The 17736-nt window shown below is 63.2% G+C and carries 15 protein-coding genes and 2 pseudogenes; 15 read left to right on the forward strand and 2 right to left on the reverse strand.

Annotated elements, in window-relative coordinates; genetic code table 11:
• Positions 1-77: 77 nt before the first annotated feature.
• Positions 78-230, reverse strand: a complete 153-nt coding sequence (locus CCX87_RS20690) for a hypothetical protein (protein WP_157667103.1) — start codon at positions 228-230, stop codon at positions 78-80.
• Between CCX87_RS20690 and serA the strand changes: the two genes are divergently transcribed.
• From serA to CCX87_RS04070, 5 genes are all read left to right on the forward strand, one after another.
• The gene (gene serA / locus CCX87_RS04050) at positions 229-1458 is read left to right on the forward strand and encodes a phosphoglycerate dehydrogenase (protein ID WP_087743955.1); all 1230 of its coding nucleotides are present in this window, start codon (positions 229-231) and stop codon (positions 1456-1458) included. The genes CCX87_RS20690 and serA overlap by 2 nt on opposite strands.
• A 190-nt stretch (positions 1459-1648) precedes the next feature.
• On the forward strand, positions 1649-5563 hold the full coding sequence (locus tag CCX87_RS04055) for a DUF3683 domain-containing protein (protein WP_087743957.1): 3915 nt from the start codon (positions 1649-1651) through the stop codon (positions 5561-5563).
• Positions 5563-5979 carry an HIT family protein gene (locus CCX87_RS04060; protein ID WP_087743958.1) on the forward strand — a complete coding sequence of 139 codons (417 nt, stop codon included), beginning with the start codon at positions 5563-5565 and terminating at the stop codon, positions 5977-5979. Before CCX87_RS04055 ends, CCX87_RS04060 begins: the two co-directional genes overlap by 1 nt.
• Before the next feature lie 179 nt (positions 5980-6158).
• Positions 6159-6434 (forward strand): type II toxin-antitoxin system TacA family antitoxin, encoded by a 276-nt coding sequence (locus tag CCX87_RS04065; RefSeq protein WP_087743961.1) that lies wholly within the window; start codon positions 6159-6161, stop codon positions 6432-6434.
• A gap of 7 nt (positions 6435-6441) precedes the next feature.
• Positions 6442-6960: a GNAT family N-acetyltransferase gene (locus CCX87_RS04070; protein WP_087743963.1), complete on the forward strand. Its 519-nt coding sequence runs from the start codon at positions 6442-6444 to the stop codon at positions 6958-6960.
• Between the two features lie 112 nt (positions 6961-7072).
• Here the strand turns inward: CCX87_RS04070 and CCX87_RS04075 are convergent.
• A pseudogene (locus CCX87_RS04075) lies at positions 7073-7264 on the reverse strand (helix-turn-helix domain-containing protein); the annotation flags it as partial.
• A 52-nt stretch (positions 7265-7316) separates the two neighbouring features.
• On the opposite strand from CCX87_RS04075, the pseudogene CCX87_RS04080 reads away from it, so the two are divergent.
• The 10 genes and pseudogenes from CCX87_RS04080 to aspS all read left to right on the forward strand — a co-directional run bounded on the left by CCX87_RS04080 (position 7317) and on the right by aspS (position 17731).
• Positions 7317-8415, forward strand: a pseudogene (locus tag CCX87_RS04080) (IS5 family transposase).
• A gap of 264 nt (positions 8416-8679) precedes the next feature.
• Positions 8680-9102, forward strand: coding sequence for a gamma-butyrobetaine hydroxylase-like domain-containing protein (locus tag CCX87_RS04085; RefSeq protein WP_087743965.1), 423 nt, complete (start codon positions 8680-8682; stop codon positions 9100-9102).
• Between the two features lie 214 nt (positions 9103-9316).
• Positions 9317-10048 (forward strand): bifunctional demethylmenaquinone methyltransferase/2-methoxy-6-polyprenyl-1,4-benzoquinol methylase UbiE, encoded by a 732-nt coding sequence (gene ubiE / locus CCX87_RS04090; protein ID WP_087743968.1) that lies wholly within the window; start codon positions 9317-9319, stop codon positions 10046-10048.
• A gap of 43 nt (positions 10049-10091) precedes the next feature.
• Positions 10092-11102, forward strand: a complete 1011-nt coding sequence (locus CCX87_RS04095; protein WP_087743971.1) for a Tim44 domain-containing protein — start codon at positions 10092-10094, stop codon at positions 11100-11102.
• A gap of 39 nt (positions 11103-11141) precedes the next feature.
• Positions 11142-11759 carry a hypothetical protein gene (locus CCX87_RS04100; RefSeq protein WP_087743973.1) on the forward strand — a complete coding sequence of 206 codons (618 nt, stop codon included), beginning with the start codon at positions 11142-11144 and terminating at the stop codon, positions 11757-11759.
• The gene (gene ubiB, locus CCX87_RS04105) at positions 11756-13321 is read left to right on the forward strand and encodes a ubiquinone biosynthesis regulatory protein kinase UbiB (RefSeq protein ID WP_087743976.1); all 1566 of its coding nucleotides are present in this window, start codon (positions 11756-11758) and stop codon (positions 13319-13321) included. The genes CCX87_RS04100 and ubiB overlap by 4 nt, the downstream gene beginning before the upstream one ends.
• A 61-nt stretch (positions 13322-13382) precedes the next feature.
• A complete protein-coding gene (locus CCX87_RS04110) occupies positions 13383-14828 on the forward strand; it encodes a sodium:solute symporter family protein (RefSeq protein ID WP_087743978.1) in 1446 nt (481 codons plus the stop codon).
• 71 nt (positions 14829-14899) lie between these two features.
• Positions 14900-15241 carry an FmdB family zinc ribbon protein gene (locus tag CCX87_RS04115; protein ID WP_087743980.1) on the forward strand — a complete coding sequence of 114 codons (342 nt, stop codon included), beginning with the start codon at positions 14900-14902 and terminating at the stop codon, positions 15239-15241.
• 8 nt (positions 15242-15249) lie between these two features.
• Positions 15250-15876, forward strand: coding sequence for a DUF502 domain-containing protein (locus CCX87_RS04120; RefSeq protein ID WP_087743982.1), 627 nt, complete (start codon positions 15250-15252; stop codon positions 15874-15876).
• 40 nt (positions 15877-15916) lie between these two features.
• The gene (gene aspS / locus CCX87_RS04125) at positions 15917-17731 is read left to right on the forward strand and encodes an aspartate--tRNA ligase (RefSeq protein ID WP_087748168.1); all 1815 of its coding nucleotides are present in this window, start codon (positions 15917-15919) and stop codon (positions 17729-17731) included.
• Positions 17732-17736: the final 5 nt, after the last annotated feature.

A 17736-nucleotide genomic window follows, 5' to 3' on the forward strand; every position in this document is an offset into this window, starting at 1 on the left:
AGGCTTTTCTCCCCAGCAACCGGGGAAACCCGCTGCGACGAAACCGCGCGCTGCAAGGCGCGGCGAAAGTGTGACGGTCATAAACCAACTGCCGTCAATTCACGGATGGCGTCAAGGCCATTGCGGAGCGTGTGGCGATTTTTGCTGCAATGCATCATGCTGCAAACTTGATGGATTGCACTGTCGTGTGCATGTGCAAGCCAGGTTTTTACCCTTTTTTCATCCGCCATGGCCACCACTTCCCTGGACAAAAGCAAGATCAAATTCCTGTTGCTCGAGGGCATACACCCCTCTGCGCTGGATGTCATCCGCGCCGCCGGTTATTCGCAAATCGAGGCCATCGCAGGCGCACTGCCTGATGAGGAACTCCAACGCAAGATCGCCGACGCGCACTTCGTGGGCATCCGCTCGCGCACGCAGCTGACCGAAGACGTGTTTGCCCACGCGCCCAAGCTGGTGGCCGTGGGCTGCTTTTGCATCGGCACCAACCAGGTGGACCTGAGCGCGGCGCGCGAGCGCGGCATTGCCGTTTTCAACGCCCCGTATTCCAACACCCGATCCGTGGCCGAGCTGGTGCTGGCCGAGGCCATTTTGCTGCTGCGCGGCATCCCCGAGAAAAACGCGGCGGCGCACCGCGGCGGCTGGCTCAAGTCGGCCGACAACGCCTACGAGATCCGTGGCAAGACGCTGGGCATCGTGGGCTATGGCTCCATCGGCACCCAGCTGTCGGTGCTGGCCGAGGCGCTGGGCATGCATGTGGCATTTTTTGACGTGGTCAACAAGCTGCCGCTGGGCAATGCGCGCCAGGTGCAGCGCCTGCACGACCTGCTGGGCCAGAGCGACATCGTGAGCCTGCATGTGCCCGAGCTGCCGTCCACCCAATGGATGATCGGCGCGGCCGAAATTGCCGCCATGAAGCCCGGTGGCATCCTCATCAACGCGGCGCGCGGCACGGTGGTGCAGATCGAGCCGCTGGCCGCAGCGCTCAAGGCCAAAAAGCTGCTGGGCGCCGCCATCGACGTGTTCCCGGTCGAGCCGCGCACCAACAAGGACGAGTTTTTGTCGCCCCTGCGTGGCCTGGACAACGTCATCCTGACGCCCCACATCGGCGGCTCCACCATGGAGGCGCAGGCCAATATTGGGCTGGAAGTGGCCGAAAAGCTGGTGAAGTACAGCGACAACGGCACCAGCACCTCGTCGGTCAACTTCCCCGAGGTGGCTTTGCCCGCGCACCCCGGCAAGCACCGCTTGCTGCACATCCACCGCAACGTGCCGGGCGTGCTGTCCGAGATCAACCGCATCTTCTCGGACAACCAGATCAACATTGCGGCCCAGTATCTGCAGACCAACGAGAAGATCGGCTATGTGGTGATCGATATCGACGCTGCGTCGTCCGACCTGGCGCTCGACAAGCTGGCACATGTGCCCGGCACCCTGCGCAGCCGTGTGCTGTTTTAAGTTTGCTCCTGTAAAGATAGCTGACGGCGCTTACTGGTAAAGCGCTGCGGCCTGATTTGTTATAAAAATCCGCATTCACTGCCTTGGGGGCCGCCCCGGCGTTCAGCGCCGGGCGGCGCACCCGGAGGCGGTGGCATAAAATTCCGACCCCAAGGCCCAAGGGCGCGCTGCGTCCACCCAGGTTGATCCCATGAATGTTCCGATTGCGTTGGCTGCCCTGCAGACGCAGGCTGCCGAGCCTGTCCGTCTGCGCGAAATTCCCTACAACTACACCTCGTTCTCCGACCGGGAGATCGTGATCCGCCTGCTGGGCGCGCCCGCCTGGGAGCTGCTCGACCAGCTGCGCAACGAGCGCCGCACCGGCCGCTCTGCCCGCATGCTGTATGAAGTGCTGGGCGATATCTGGGTGGTGCAGCGCAACCCCTACTTGCAGGATGACCTGCTGGACAACCCCGCCCGCCGCAAGCTGCTGGTCGATGCCTTGAACCACCGCCTGGGCGAGATCGACAAGCGCCGCACCCCCGCCGACGACGCCGAGCGCGACCTCTTGGTGGGCGAGCTGGCGCAGGCCGCGCGCCGCGCGGTGGCCGAGTTTGATGCCACGTTCGAGCAGGCCGCCACGCTGCGCCGCCAGATCCAGCGCACGCTGGGGCGCCTCACGGCCAAGGACAACATCAAGTTTGACGGCCTCTCGCGCGTGAGCCACGTCACCGACGCCACCGACTGGCGCGTCGAATACCCCTTTGTGGTGCTGACGCCTGACACCGAGGCCGAAATGGCGCACCTGGTCAAGGGCTGCATCGAGCTTGGTCTGACCATCATCCCGCGCGGGGGCGGCACGGGCTACACCGGCGGCGCGATTCCGCTGACGTGGAAAAGCGTGGTCATCAACACCGAAAAGCTCGAAGCCATGACCGAGGTGGAAATGCGCCGCCTGCCGGGCATGGACCGCGAGGTGGGCACGGTCTGGACCGAAGCCGGCGTGGTCACCCAGCGCGTGGCCGACGCGGCCGAGCGCGCGGGCTTTGTGTTTGCCGTGGACCCGACCAGCGCCGAAGCCAGCTGCATTGGCGGCAACATCGCCATGAACGCGGGCGGCAAAAAGGCCGTGCTGTGGGGCACGGCGCTGGACAACCTGGCCAGCTGGCGCATGGTGACGCCCGAGGCGCAGTGGCTGGAGGTGACGCGGCTGGACCACAACATGGGCAAGATCCATGACGTGGAAACCGCCACCTTCGAGCTGCAGTATTTCGAAGCCGATGGCAAGACGCCGGTGCGCACCGAGCGCCTGGCCATTCCGGGCAAGACCTTCCGCAAAGAGGGCCTGGGCAAGGACGTGACGGACAAGTTCCTCAGCGGCCTGCCCGGCATCCAGAAGGAAGGCTGCGACGGCCTCATCACCAGCGCGCGCTGGGTGGTGCACCGCATGCCCGAGCACACGCGCACCGTGTGCCTGGAGTTCTTTGGCAACGCCAAGAATGCCGTGCCTTCCATCGTGGAAATCAAAGACTTCATGTTCGCCGAGCAAAAGCGCAGCGGCGTGTTGCTGGCGGGCCTGGAGCACCTGGACGACCGCTACCTGAAAGCCGTGGGCTACGCCACCAAGAGCAAGAAGCACGGCGGCGGCCTGCCCAAGATGGTGTTGTTTGGCGACATCGCGGGCGACAACGCCGACGACGTGGCGCGCGTGACCAGCGAGGTGGTGCGCATTGCCAACTCGCGCAGCGGCGAAGGCTTTGTCGCCATCAGCCCCGAGGCGCGCAAGAAATTCTGGCTCGACCGCAAGCGCACGGCCGCCATCAGCCGCCACACCAACGCCTTCAAGATCAACGAAGACGTGGTGATCCCGCTGCCGCGCATGGCCGAATACACCGACGGCATCGAGCGCATCAACATCGAGCTCTCCCTGCGCAACAAGATCAAGCTGTGCGACGCGCTCACCGACTTTTTCGAGCGTGGCAACCTGCCGCTGGGCAAGCACGACGACGCCAACGAGATTCCGTCGGCCGAGCTGCTGGAAGACCGCGTGGCCCAGGCCATTGCGCTGGTGGCCGAGGTGCGCGCGCTGTGGTCGGGCTGGCTGCAGGGCGTTGAAACCCTGTTCCCGCAGTTGCAGGACCACACCCTGCGCGCCAGCTGGAAGACCCAGCTGCGCGCGCCGCTGCAAGGCATCTTTGCGGGTGCGGCGTTCCAGCCCATCCTGGATGAAGCCACCGCCATCCACAAGCGCGTGCTCAAGGGCCGCGTGTGGGTGGCTCTGCACATGCACGCGGGCGATGGCAACGTGCACACCAACCTGCCGGTCAACAGCGACGACTACGAAATGCTGCAAACCGCGCACCAGGCGGTCGAACGCATCATGGTGCTGGCGCGCAGCCTGGACGGCGTGATCTCGGGCGAGCACGGCATCGGCATCACCAAGCTGGAGTTTTTGACCGACGCAGAGCTGCAACCCTTTGCCGACTACAAGCGCAAGGTCGATCCGGAAGGGCGCTTCAACAAAGGCAAATTGCTCCGAAATCAGGAGCTGCCAGCGCTTGGTGGACAAGCGCTAGAGCCCAATTTGGCTTCAAAACCCTTGCTGCACGCCGATTTGACCAACGCCTACACGCCCAGCTTCGGCCTGATGGGCCACGAGTCGCTGATCATGCAGCAGAGCGATATCGGCGCCATTGCCGACAGCGTCAAAGATTGCCTGCGCTGCGGCAAGTGCAAACCCGTGTGTTCCACCCATGTGCCGCGCGCCAATTTGCTCTACAGCCCGCGCAACAAAATTTTGGCCACCTCGCTGCTGGTTGAGGCGTTTTTGTACGAAGAGCAGACGCGCCGGGGCGTGAGCATCAAGCACTGGCAAGAGTTTGAAGACGTGGCCGACCACTGCACCGTGTGCCACAAGTGCGAAAGCCCCTGCCCGGTGAAGATCGACTTTGGCGACGTCACCATGAACATGCGCAACCTGCTGCGCAAGATGGGCAAAAAGACCTTCCGCCCCGGCAACGCGCTGGCCATGACCATGCTCAACGCCACCAACCCCGACACCATCAAGCTGCTGCGCACAGCCATGGTGGGCGTGGGCTTCAAGGCCCAGCGCATGGCCGTGGACTTGCTGCGCAAGGTGGGCCGCAAGCAGACCGCCAAGCCGCCAGCCACGGTGGGCACCGCGCCCATCAAGGAGCAGGTGATTCACTTCATCAACAAGAAGCTGCCGGGTGGTTTGCCCAAGCAGACGGCGCGCGCCTTGCTCGACATCGAGGACAAGGACTACGTGCCCATCATCCGCAACCCGCAGGCCACCACGGCCGAGACGGAGGCGGTGTTTTACTTTCCGGGTTGTGGATCGGAGCGCCTGTTCAGCCAGGTCGGCCTGGCCACGCAGGCCATGCTGTGGCACGCGGGCGTGCAAACCGTGCTGCCGCCGGGCTATTTGTGCTGCGGCTACCCCCAGCGCGGCAGCGGCCAGTTTGACAAGGCCGAGAAGATGATCACCGACAACCGGGTGCTCTTTCACCGCGTGGCCAACACGCTGAACTACCTGGACATCAAGACCGTGGTGGTGAGCTGCGGCACCTGCTACGACCAGCTGCAGGGCTACGAGTTCGACAAGATCTTCCCCGGCAGCCGCATCATCGACATCCACGAGTATTTGCTCGAAAAGGGCATCACGCTGCAAGGCAAGGGCGCGTATCTTTACCACGAGCCCTGCCACAACCCCATGAAGCTGCAGGACTCGATGAAGACCGTGAAGGCGCTGGTGGGCGAGCAGGTGCTGAAAAGCGAGCGCTGCTGCGGCGAATCGGGCACGCTGGGCGTAACGCGCCCGGATGTGTCCACGCAGGTGCGCTTTCGCAAGGAAGAAGAAATCAAGAAGGGCGAAGCCCAGCTGCGCGAGAGCGGCGCCGTGGCCGCGCAGGACAACGTCAAGATCCTCACCAGCTGCCCCAGCTGCCTGCAGGGCCTGAACCGCTACGAAGGCGACCTGCAAAACGGTTTGCTCGAAGCCGACTACATCGTGGTCGAAATGGCGCGCGAGATTCTGGGTGAGAACTGGATGCCCGACTACGTGCACCGCGCCAACAACGGCGGCATCGAGCGGGTGCTGGTCTGATGGACTGCCCGCTGTGCGCGCAAGACGGCGGCCAGCTGGTCTGGCGCGGCGAAAAGCTGCGCGTGATCCGTGCCGACGAGGCGGGCTTTCCGGCGTTTTACCGCGTCGTCTGGAACGCCCATGTGGCCGAGTTTTCGGACCTGTCAGCCGCCGAGCGCATTGAATGCATGGAGGCAGTGACCCTGGTGGAGCAGGCGCTGCGCCAGCACCTGTCGCCCACCAAGGTCAACATCGCAGCCCTGGGCAACATGGTGGCGCACCTGCACTGGCATGTGATTGCGCGCTTTGACTGGGACAGCCACTTTCCGGCGCCCGTGTGGGCGGCGGCCCAACGCCCGCGCGATGCGGCGAAAGAAGACGCCCTGCGCGCGCGCCTGCCCGCGCTGGAGGCGCAGTTGCGGGCGTCTTTGGGCTGACGACGGCCTGCTCCTGGTGTTGCCGCATTTGTTTCAGGTCGCGCACTGCAGGCGCCGTGGTGGTGGTGTTGTCGTTGGCGGCAACTTGCGTCGAAGCTTTTCGGGCAGGGGATTTTGTTGGTTTGACTTTGTGCGCACAAGTGGCACACAATGAATCAAGTAAACAACAGGAGTTCGCCATGCCGACCCTTGCCAAAGACACCCGTTTGCACATCCGCTGCGACCAGGAGATTCGCCGCCTGCTCGACAAGGCAGCGGCGTATGCCCATATGAGCGTGTCCGAATTTGTGCTCAGGAACGCGGTCGAGCAAGCCCAGTCGGTCGTGCAGGCGCATGAGGCCATCACCTTGTCGCAAAACGATTTCGCTGCATTTTTGGACGCGCTGGATGCGCCGGCCCCAGCCAACCCGGCATTGCAGCGCGCGTTCCAGCGCCACGCCAAGCAAGTGCAGTAAACAGCCAATGGCCTACCGCATTCGCCCGCTGGACGCCGACGTGCAAACGGCTGACTTCGCGTGTGGCGAGAAAGCGCTCGACGAATACCTGCAACGCTATGCCAGCCAGGACATCAAGCGTGGTGTGGCGCGGGTTTTTGTGGCCTCACCTGCCCAGCAGCCACAGGCGGTGGCGGGCTTCTACACCCTCAGCGCAGCCAGCATCGCCGCACAAACGCTGCCCGAAAAATGGCGCAAGAGGCTTGCGCGCTATCCGGTGCCAGTGGCATTGCTGGGCCGCTTGGCCGTAAGCCACCAGTGCCAAGGGCAGGGGCTCGGCGCCATTCTGTTGGCAGATGCATGCCAGCGCGTGCTTGCCGCCAGCCAAACGCTGGCAGTGGCCGCCCTGGTGGTGGATGCCAAATCCCCCCAAGCTGCCGCGTTTTATGCGCACTTCGGTTTCATCGAACTTCCCGGCCAGCCCGGCCAGCCCGGCCAGCCCGGCCGCTGGATGCTGCCGCGATCACACTTTGCGGGGGTGGCTTGAGTGGCAGCCGGTCGATAGGCTAATAAAGGTGGCGTTGTAAATCCGACAATCCAGCGACGGCACCAGCCCCGGCACGCGACTGCGCAGCCTGGGGCAAATCCGTCTGCAGGGGCTGGCACTGGGCATGTGCGCTGCCATAGCCAGATGAAGATGCATTGCGCTCCAGTTCGCGGCTGATGGTCACCGGGGAGCGGTGCAGTTGCCGGGCAATTGCTCGTACGCTGTGGTTCTGCTGCCTCAGGCTGGCGATGGTGACACGGTCTTCAGGCTGAAGCTGGTGATAGTGCGAGGAAGTGGTTGGCATCTGCGGACCTTACAGGTTGGTGTTGCACTTCACTTTTGAATCCGCCCACCCGATGAGCAAGCCCCAAGCCCGCAGCGCCATCAAGTTCGACCTCTTCGCTGATGCAGCGCGCAAGCACAAGATCGAAACGCTGGGCGATCCACTGCAGGTCATTGCCCAGCACATCGACTTTGACCACCTGACGCAGGTCGTTGATGAGCTGCTGCCCAGAGGGGATGCCAGCAAGGGCGCCCGCCCGCCATACCCCACTGCGGTCATGGTGCGCATTCTGATCCTGAAGTATCTCTACAACCTCAGCGATGAGCAGATGGAATACCAACTGCTTGACCGCATGAGCTACCAGCGCTTTTGCCTGCTCACTGACAGTGCCAACATTCCCGATCGCAACACCATCTGGCATTACCAGCAGCGCCTGGGCGTGGATGGCGTCACAGCCCTGTTTCAGGCGGTGGACGGCCAGTTGCTGCAGCGCGGCTACATGGCACGGTGCGGACAGATCATCGACGCCACCCTGGTGCCTGCTCCCATCCGGCACTTGACCAAGCAAGACAAGGCCCAGCTCGAACAAGGCAACATTCCTGCCGATTGGAACGAGGCCAAACGCAGGCAGAAAGACCTGGACGCCACCCACACCAAGAAGCACGGCAAGGCCTACCACGGCTACAAGCTGAGCATCAGCGTGGATGTGCGCCACAAGTTCATCCGCAAGATCACCACCGGCACGGCCAGCGAGCACGACAGCACGCACTTTGATGAAGTGCTTGATGAACACAACACCAGTCGCGACGTCTATGCCGACCGGGGCTACCCCAGCGCACAGCGCAATGAGATGCTCAAGGCCCTGGGTTATCGCGAGCACATCCAGCGCAAGGCCAAGGCAGGCCAGCCTTTGAGCGAATGCCAGAAGGGGCCGCAACAAGCGCATTGCAAAAACCATGGCCCGGGTGGAGCACCCCTTTGCCCAGATGCGCCACATGGGCGGCAAGCTCATTCGCACCATTGGCCAGGCGCGCGCCACGGTGGCCATGACCATGATGGCAGCGTGCTACAACATCAAGCGCCTGGCGAAGTTCCTTGATGACGGGGTGGATGCGTTCTACAGGAACAGGCCATCAAAGACCGAGGTGCGCCTGCAAGGGGCGAATGCGTGAGAAACGAGGCACAAAAAGCCCCAAAAAGAGATGGAATTGCTCACAAAACGGGCAACCCTGAAGATTCCAAACCGCTTGAGTCAGTGGCGGGCTGAAAACGGCGGTTTTTAGAGGTTCTCATCCACACGGTGCCGATGCTGCTCAACCTGCTCGATGCGCTGTAGCCCTTGGCGCGGCAAGGCTGGCGCCTGTCGGGTCTGGCAGCCACGGGCGCGGTGGGACAATGGCGGCTGTTTTGACAATCGTTTTTCTACAGGTGAATCCATGGCAGGTTTGAAAGCGGGTGCGCCCACGCCGCAGGCACTCACGGTGCATGAGGCGTCGCGCGTGCTTGAGGTGGCGTTTTCCGATGGCGCCACGTTCCGCATTCCGTTTGAGCTGATGCGCGTGTATTCGCCCTCGGCCGAGGTGCAGGGCCATGGCCCGGGGCAGGAGGTGCTGCAGACGGGCAAGCGCAATGTGGCGCTGGTCAACCTGGAGCCGGTGGGCAACTATGCCGTCAAGCCCACGTTCTCGGACGGCCACGAAAGCGGCATCTTCACCTGGGATTACCTTTATGAACTGGGCCAGCAGCAGGATGCGCTGTGGGCGCAGTACACCGAGCGGCTGGCCGCTGCCGGTGCCGACCGCGATGCGCCCATGGCGCCCAAAGGTGGGGCAGGGGGCCACGCCTGCGGCAGCCACTGAGGTGGCTGGCGGGGCGCATGCCGGGCCAAGCGCAGAATTTGCCCGCTGCCCCGGTGGTTCAATGTGCTATTGAATATATAGCTTTTGGCTCAATGTGTATAAGCGCTAGCGGCTGTTTTCATTCAAATAGCTTCGTTCAAATTGCGACAGATGCCCCAAGCCCATGCGGGGTTGTCGCTGTACCTCTGGCGCCAAGGCGCCTAGCATGATTCTTATGAGTACTACGCATTTCGGTTTTCAGTCGGTGGACGAGCAGGAAAAGGCAGGCCGCGTGCGCGGTGTGTTCGACTCTGTCGCCTCCAAATACGACGTGATGAACGACCTCATGTCGGTGGGCCTGCACCGTGCCTGGAAGGCCTACACCGTGATGGTGGCCAACCTGCGCGAGGGCAGCCAGGTGCTCGACATTGCGGGCGGCACGGGCGACCTGGCGCTGGCGTTTTCCAAAAAGGTGGGCGCATCGGGCCGTGTGGTGCACACCGATATCAACGAAGCCATGCTGCGCGTGGGGCGCGACCGCCTGATCGACGCCGGCGTGGTGCTGCCCACGCTGGTGTGCGATGCCGAAAAGCTGCCGTTCCCCGACGCGCACTTTGACGTGGTGAGCGTGGCCTTTGGCCTGCGCAACATGACGCACAAGGACCAGGCGATTGCCGAGATGTGCCGGGTGCTCAAGCCCGGCGGCAAGCTGCTGGTGCTGGAGTTTTCGAAAGTGGCCAAGCCGCTGACGAAGATGTATGACTGGTATTCGTTCAAGGTGCTGCCGCAGCTGGGCAAGCTGGTGGCGGGCGACGATGCCAGCTACCGCTATCTGGCCGAGTCGATTCGCATGCATCCGGGGCAGGAAGAGCTCAAAAGCCTCATGCAGAAAAATGGCTTTGGGCATGTGGACTATCACAACATGACGGGGGGCATTGTGGCCTTGCATGTTGGAATCAAGTGCTGAGTGAGCGTTTCGCTCAAAGTGGATTAACGGAGACGGAGAAATCATGATGAAACTGTGGTCTGTGGTGTTGGTGGCGATGCTGGCGTTTGCGCATGCCGATGCGGATGCCCGGCGCATGGGTGGTGGCAAGTCGGTGGGCAAGCAGTCCAGCAACGTCACGCAGCGTGACGCGGCCACGCCGCCTGCAACGCCGGGCGCTCCGGCGCAGACGGCGACCAACGCAGCGGCGGCCAAGCCTGCTGCCGCCGCAGCGCCTGCCGCAGCGGCCAAGAAGCCTTGGGGCGCCATGCTGGGCGGCCTGGCTGCCGGTCTGGGTCTTGCCTGGCTGGCCAGCTCGCTGGGCCTGGGCGAAGGGTTTGGCAATATTTTGATGGTCGTGCTGCTGGCGATGGCCGCGTTTGCCATCTTCAAGCTGGTGATGCGCGCGCGCAGCGGCGGCAACAACCGCCTTGCGGCGGCGGGCGGTGCGCCTTTCGCCTTTCAGGGCGCGGGCGCCGCTACGCCAGAGGCTGCGCAGGTTCCCCGTCAATACAGCCCCGCCAACGTGGGCAACGATGCTTCGGCGCGCCCGTGGGAGCGCAGCGGCATGGCGTTTGATGCATCGCGCCAGCAACAGGGCGCGGGCACGATGATTGGCTCGGGCCTGTCGGGCTCGCAGAACTGGGGCATTCCGCAAGGGTTTGACGCCGAAGGCTTCCTCACGGCGGCCAAGCGCAATTTCGTCACGCTGCAGGCCGCTTGGGACCGCTCCGACCTCGCCACGCTGCGTTCGATGCTGACCGACAGCATGCTCGAAGAAATTCGCACGCAGCTGACCGAGCGCGAATCGCACCGCGGCGATCAGCCCAATCACACCGATGTGGTCATGATCGAGGCGCAACTGCTGGGCATCGAAGAGCTGGACGACGGCTACATGGCCAGCGTGGAGTTCTCGGGCATGATCCGCGAAGAACTTTCGGCCGGGCCCAGCCCCTTCCGCGAGGTCTGGAACATGACCAAGGCCAAGACGGGCAACAGCGGCTGGCTGGTGGCGGGCGTGCAAGCACTGCAGTAAAGCGGCAGGGCCATCCCGTTCAGGGAATAATCGGGGACTATGGCAACACAGTCCCCTTTTTCATTTCTGGATGGTCTTCTTGACCGCGTGGCCGCCGGCCCGCAGCCACCGCAGTGGCTGGTGCACGAGGTGCAGCAGCGCCTGGTCCTGTTTCTCAACCATGTGTTGATGCAGGAGAAGGAAGCCATGGACCGCCTGGTGCGCCAGCGCGGCCGCGTGGCACGTGTGCAGTGGCGCTCCTACTCAATGGCCTTGCTGATCACGCCAGCGGGCCTGTTCAACGTGGCGCCTGAAGGCGCGGCGCCGGATCTGCAGCTGGAAGTCACCGAAACCTCTCCACTGGCGCTGGCAAGTGTTGCCCTGAGGGGTGACAAGCCGGCGATCCGCATTGAGGGCGATGTGCAACTGGCGGCCGAGATCAACTGGCTGGTCGACCATGTCCGCTGGGACCTGGAAGAAGACGTTGCCCGCGTGATTGGCGACGCGCCCGCGCACACGCTGGGCCAGGTGGTGCGCAAGGCGGCGCAGGCGTTGCGCCAGTTCGTGGGCACGCGCATGGCATCGGCCGATGCTGCCCCGGTGCCGGCTGCTGCCCCGCCAGCGGCCCCTGTTGCGCCAGCATCACCGTCGGGCACTGCCGACCGGACTGCTCCATGAAGCGTTTTCTGCGGGGTGCCACCATTGTCTGGGTGGTGTTCAGGTATGGGCTGGATGGCCTGGTGCTGGACAGCTTCCAGAAACCCTGGCTGCGCCTGCTGTCACGCGTTCTTTCGGTCGGCCGCAATCTGGAGGCGCCGCGCGGCCAGCGCCTGCGCGAGGCGCTGGAGCAACTCGGGCCCATCTTTGTCAAGTTTGGCCAGGTGCTCTCGACCCGGCGCGACCTGCTGCCCGCCGACATGGCCGACGAGCTGGCGCGGCTGCAAGACCGCGTGCCTCCGTTTGATCCGGATATCGCCATTGCCACCATCGAGCGCGCATTCCGCCGCCCGGTGGGCGAAGTGTTTGTTGCGTTCGACCGCGTGCCGGTGGCCAGTGCCTCGATTGCGCAGGTGCATTTCGCCACCTTGCGCGACCGGGGCGGCGTGGAGCGCGAAGTGGCCGTCAAGGTGCTGCGCCCGGGCATGCTGCCGGTGATCGAAAAAGACCTGAGCCTCATGCGCATGATGGCCGGGTGGCTGGAGAACCTGTCGGCCGATGGCAAGCGCCTCAAGCCGCGCGAGGTGGTGGCCGAATTCGACAACTACCTGCACGATGAACTGGACCTGGTGCGCGAGGCCGCCAACGCCGCGCAGCTGCGCCGCAACATGCAGGGGCTGGACCTGGTGCTGATTCCGGAAATCTACTGGGATTTCTGCCACCCCGAGGTCATGGTGATGCAGCGCATGAACGGCGTGCCCATCAGCCAGATTGAGCGCCTGCGCGAAGCGGGGGTGGACATCCCGAAACTGGCGCGCGATGGCGTCACGATCTTTTTCACCCAGGTGTTCCGCGACGGCTTCTTTCATGCCGACATGCACCCGGGCAACATCCAGGTGAGCCTGGAGTCGGCTACCTTTGGGCGCTATATCTCGCTCGATTTCGGCATCGTGGGCACGCTCACTGAAGTGGACAAGGAATACCTGGCGCAAAATTTTGTGGCCTTTTTTCGGCGCGACTACAAGCGCGTGGCCGAGCTGCACATCGAAAGCGGCTGGGTGCCCCCGGAAACCCGCGTCAACGACCTCGAATCGGCGATCCGCGCCGTGTGCGAACCCTATTTCGACCGTCCGCTCAAGGAAATATCGCTGGGCATGGTGCTGATGCGCCTGTTCCAGACGTCGCGGCGCTTCCAGGTCGAAATCCAGCCGCAACTGGTGCTGCTGCAAAAGACCCTGCTCAACATCGAAGGCCTGGGCCGCCAGCTCGACCCGGAGCTCGACCTCTGGAGCACGGCCAAGCCCTTCCTCGAAAAGTGGATGCTGGAGCAGATGGGCCCGCAACGCCTGTGGCGTGAGCTGCGGGCCGAGGCGCCGCACTATGCCAAGCTCTTGCCCGAGCTGCCGCGCCTGCTGTATGACTATCTGAGCCGGCGGCCTGCGGAGTCGCAAAGTGCCCTGCGTGAGTTGCTGGAGGCGCAAAAGCGCACCAATCGCCTGTTGCAAAGCATCATTTATGGGGGGCTGGGCTTTGTGCTGGGCCTGCTGGTGATGCAGCTGATGGTCAGGGTCCGGCTCTTCTGACGCCGGCTGGGCCGGGTTTTTTCTCTTTTTTCCTGCTTTTCGCGACATCAAGGAGCATGCCGTGCTGTTGACCCTGGTTATCGTCTATCTGTTGATTACCATCGCCATTGGCCTGGTTGCCGCCAAGCGGGTCAAGAATGCCGCCGATTTTGCGATTGCCGGGCGGCACCTGCCGCTGTACATGATCGTCACCACCACGTTTGCCACCTGGTTTGGTTCGGAGACGGTGCTGGGGATTCCGGCCAAGTTCATCGAGGGCGGGCTGGGTAATGTGGTCGAAGACCCGTTCGGCGCGGGGTTTTGCCTGATTCTGGTGGGCCTGTTCTTTGCGGGCAAGCTCTACCGCATGACGCTGCTGACCATCAGCGACTACTACCGCGAGCGCTACGGCCGCGTGGTAGAGGTGGTGTGTTCGCTGATCATCATGCTGAGCTACCTGGGCTGGGTTTCGGCCCAGGTCACCGCCTTGGGGCTGGTGTTCAACCTGCTGTCGGGCGGTGCCATCAGCATTCCCGTGGGCATGGTGATCGGGGTGGTTTCCATCCTGGCGTACACGCTGTTTGGCGGCATGTGGTCAGTGGCTGTGACGGACTTCATCCAGATGATCATCCTGGTGGTGGGGCTGACGCTGATCGCCGTGTTTGCGGGCAACATGGCCGGCGGGGCTGGCAAGGTCATCGAACTGGCCTCCAGCCGTGAACTGTTCCGCTTTCTGCCAGAGCCGAAATTCCACGACATCGTGTTCTTCATCGCGGCGGCCATCACGATGATGTTTGGCTCGATTCCTCAGCAGGATGTGTTTCAGCGCGTCATGTCGGCCAACAACATCCAGGCCGCCACGCGCGGGCCGGTGATTGGCGGCATTTGCTACATCCTGTTTGCCTTTGTGCCGATGTTTCTGGTGGCCAGCGCGCTCATCATCATGCCCACGGAAACGGCAGCGCTGCTCAAGGACGATCCGCAAAAAGTGCTGCCCACGCTGGTGCTGGAGAAGATGCCGTTTGTCATGCAGGTGCTCTTTTTTGGCGCGCTGCTGTCGGCGCTCAAGTCCACGGCATCGGCCACCTTGCTGGCGCCCAGCGTGACGTTTACCGAGAACATCTGGCGCCAGTTCCGTCCGCATGCCTCCGACCAGCAGCATTTGCGCACCATGCGCATCACCACGCTGGTGTTCAGCGGCCTGGTGCTGGCCTATGCGATTCGCATGGAGGGCACTTCCATCTATGAACTGGTCTCGGGCGCCTACCAGGTGCCCTTGGTCGGCGCCTTTGTGCCGCTGGTGTTTGGCCTGTATTGGAAGCGGGCCACCACCCAGGGGGCGGTGTTTGCCATCGTGCTGGGCTTGTTGACCTGGGTGTTGTTTCTGGCAACTCCGGCGGGCCAGGTGTTTCCGGCGCAACTGGCCGGCTTGCTGGCGGCACTGGTGGGCATGCTGGCGGGCTCGCTGGGCCCCCAGGCGATTGGCAACCACCATGCCGGGCACCATCGCATGGTGGGCGTGGAATGAGGCCGGGGTGTTGAAGGCAGGGCAGCCGCCTATAATTGAAGGTTTTTGCACTTCTTCCCAACACTTTCGTCATGCCTATTTACGCCTACAAATGCGGCTCCTGTGGCCATGCCAAGGATGTGCTGCAAAAAATCTCCGACCCTCAGCTCACGGTGTGCCCCGCTTGTGGCGCCGAAGCCTTCACCAAGCAGGTGACTGCTGCAGGGTTTCAGCTCAAGGGCTCTGGCTGGTATGTGACGGATTTTCGTGGCGGCAACGGCGGCAGTTCTGCCCCTGCCACTGACGCCAAGGGCGACGGCCCGGGAGCTGCAAGCACCCAGGCTTCCGCGCCTGCCGCAGCCGATACCGGCGCCGCCACGAAGGTGGCCGCAGCCCCGGCCACCACTGGCGCCAGCGCCGCTTCTTCAGACTGAGCCCATCCATGTCCGCCTTGCGCAAATGGTTGTTCACCGGCTTGCTGGTGATTGTTCCGGGGGTGATCACCATTGCGGTGCTCAACTGGATCGTGGGCACGCTCGACCAGACCCTGCAAATCCTGCCGGGCGCCTGGCAACCCGACAAGCTGTTGGGCTTTCACATCCCAGGCTTTGGCGTGCTGCTGACCCTGCTGATCCTGCTGGTGGTGGGTGCTACGGCCAGCAACTTTGCCGGGCGCAAGTTGGTGCAGCTGGGCGACAGCCTGGTCAGCCGCATCCCGGTGGTGCGCTCTATTTATTCGAGCGTCAAGCAGGTTTCCGACACGCTGTTCTCTGAAAGCGGCAACGCCTTTCGCACCGCCGTGCTGGTGCAATGGCCGCGCGACGGGGTCTGGACCGTGGCCTTTGTCACGGGCACGCCCAACGGCGAAGTGGCGGCGTACCTGCGCGATGAGTTTGTCAGCGTGTACGTGCCCACCACCCCCAATCCCACCGGCGGGTATTTTGTGATGGTGCGCAAGAGCGATTGCGTCGAGCTCGACATGAGCGTGGACGCCGCGCTCAAATACATCATTTCGATGGGCGTGGTCGCTCCTTCCGACCCCGCCCTTGCCCCTGTCTCCTCCAAGTGAATCCCCTTTAATGCGCCACAGCGGCGCCGGAAGTTTTGCCATGGCCATGCGTTCCCACTATTGCGGTCTTGTGACCGAAGCCCTGTTGGGCCAAACCGTCACCCTGTCGGGCTGGGTGAACCGCCGCCGCGACCATGGTGGCGTGATCTTCATCGACCTGCGTGACCGCGAAGGCTCGGTGCAGGTGGTCTGCGACCCCGACCGCGCCGAGATGTTCAAGACCGCCGAAGGCGTGCGCAACGAGTTCTGCGTGCAGGTCAAGGGCCTGGTGCGCGCGCGCCCCGAAGGCACCACCAATGACAACCTCCAAAGCGGCAAGATCGAAGTGCTGTGCCACGAGTTGAACGTGCTCAACCCCTCGGTCACGCCCCCGTTCCAGATCGACGAAGAGAACCTGTCGGAGACCACGCGCCTCACGCACCGGGTGCTCGATCTGCGCCGCCCCTACATGCAGAACAACCTGAAGCTGCGCTACCGCGTGTCGATGGAAGTGCGCAAGTTCCTTGATGCCAACGGCTTCATCGACATCGAAACCCCCATGCTCACCAAGAGCACGCCCGAAGGCGCGCGCGACTACCTCGTGCCCAGCCGCGTGCACGACGGCCATTTCTTTGCGCTGCCGCAATCGCCCCAGCTGTTCAAGCAGCTGTTGATGGTGTCGGGGTTTGATCGCTATTACCAGATCACCAAGTGCTTCCGCGACGAAGACCTGCGCGCCGACCGCCAGCCCGAATTCACCCAGATCGATATCGAAACCTCGTTCATGGACGAGCAGGAAATCCGCGACATGTTCCAGGGCATGATCAAGACGGTGTTCCAGAACACGCTGGGTGTGGACCTGGGCGAGTTTCCGGTCATGACCTACCAGGAAGCTGCCCACCGCTTTGGCTCCGACAAGCCCGACTTGCGCGTCAAGCTTGAATTTGCCGAGCTGACCGACGTGATGAAGGACGTGGACTTCAAGGTGTTCTCGGGCGCTGCCAACATGAAGAACGGCCGCGTGGTGGCCTTGCGCGTGCCCGGTGGCTCGGTCGAAGGCGGCGGCATCAGCCGCGGCGAGATCGACGCCTACACCGAGTTCGTCAAGATCTACGGCGCCAAGGGCCTGGCCTACATCCGCGTCAACGAGCTGGCCAAGGGCCGTGACGGTCTGCAATCGCCCATCGTGAAAAACATCCACGACGCGGCGCTGGCCGAAGTTTTGAAGCGCACCGGCGCACAAGACGGCGACCTGATTTTCTTCGGCGCAGACAAGGAAAAGATCGTCAACGACGCCATTGGCGCGCTGCGCATCAAGATTGGCCACAGCGAGTTTGGCAAGAAGAACGGCCTGTTTGACGACCGCTGGGCACCGCTGTGGGTGGTGGATTTCCCCATGTTCGAGCACGACGAAGAAAACGACCGCTGGGTTGCCGTGCACCACCCCTTCACCGCACCCAAGGATGGCCACGAGGACTACATGGTCACCGCGCCCGAGAAGTGCATCTCCAAGGGCTATGACATGGTGCTCAACGGCTGGGAAATGGGTGGCGGCTCGGTGCGTATCCACCGCGCCGACGTGCAGCAAAAAGTGTTTGACGCCCTCAAGATCACGCCCGAAGAAGCGCAGCAGAAGTTCGGCTTCCTGCTCGACGCCCTGCAATACGGCGCGCCCCCGCACGGCGGCCTGGCGTTTGGCCTCGATCGCATCGTCACGCTGATGACGGGCGCCGAGTCCATCCGCGACGTGATCGCCTTCCCCAAGACCCAGCGCGCCCAGTGCCTGCTGACCCAGGCGCCGTCCATCGTGGACGAAAAGCAGCTGCGCGAGTTGCACATCCGCCTGCGCAATCCGGATGCGGTGAAGGCAGACTGATTGCA

Origin of the sequence: Acidovorax sp. T1 (assembly GCF_002176815.1) — a bacterium.
In the GTDB taxonomy this organism is placed as follows: Bacteria; Pseudomonadota; Gammaproteobacteria; order Burkholderiales; family Burkholderiaceae_C; genus Acidovorax.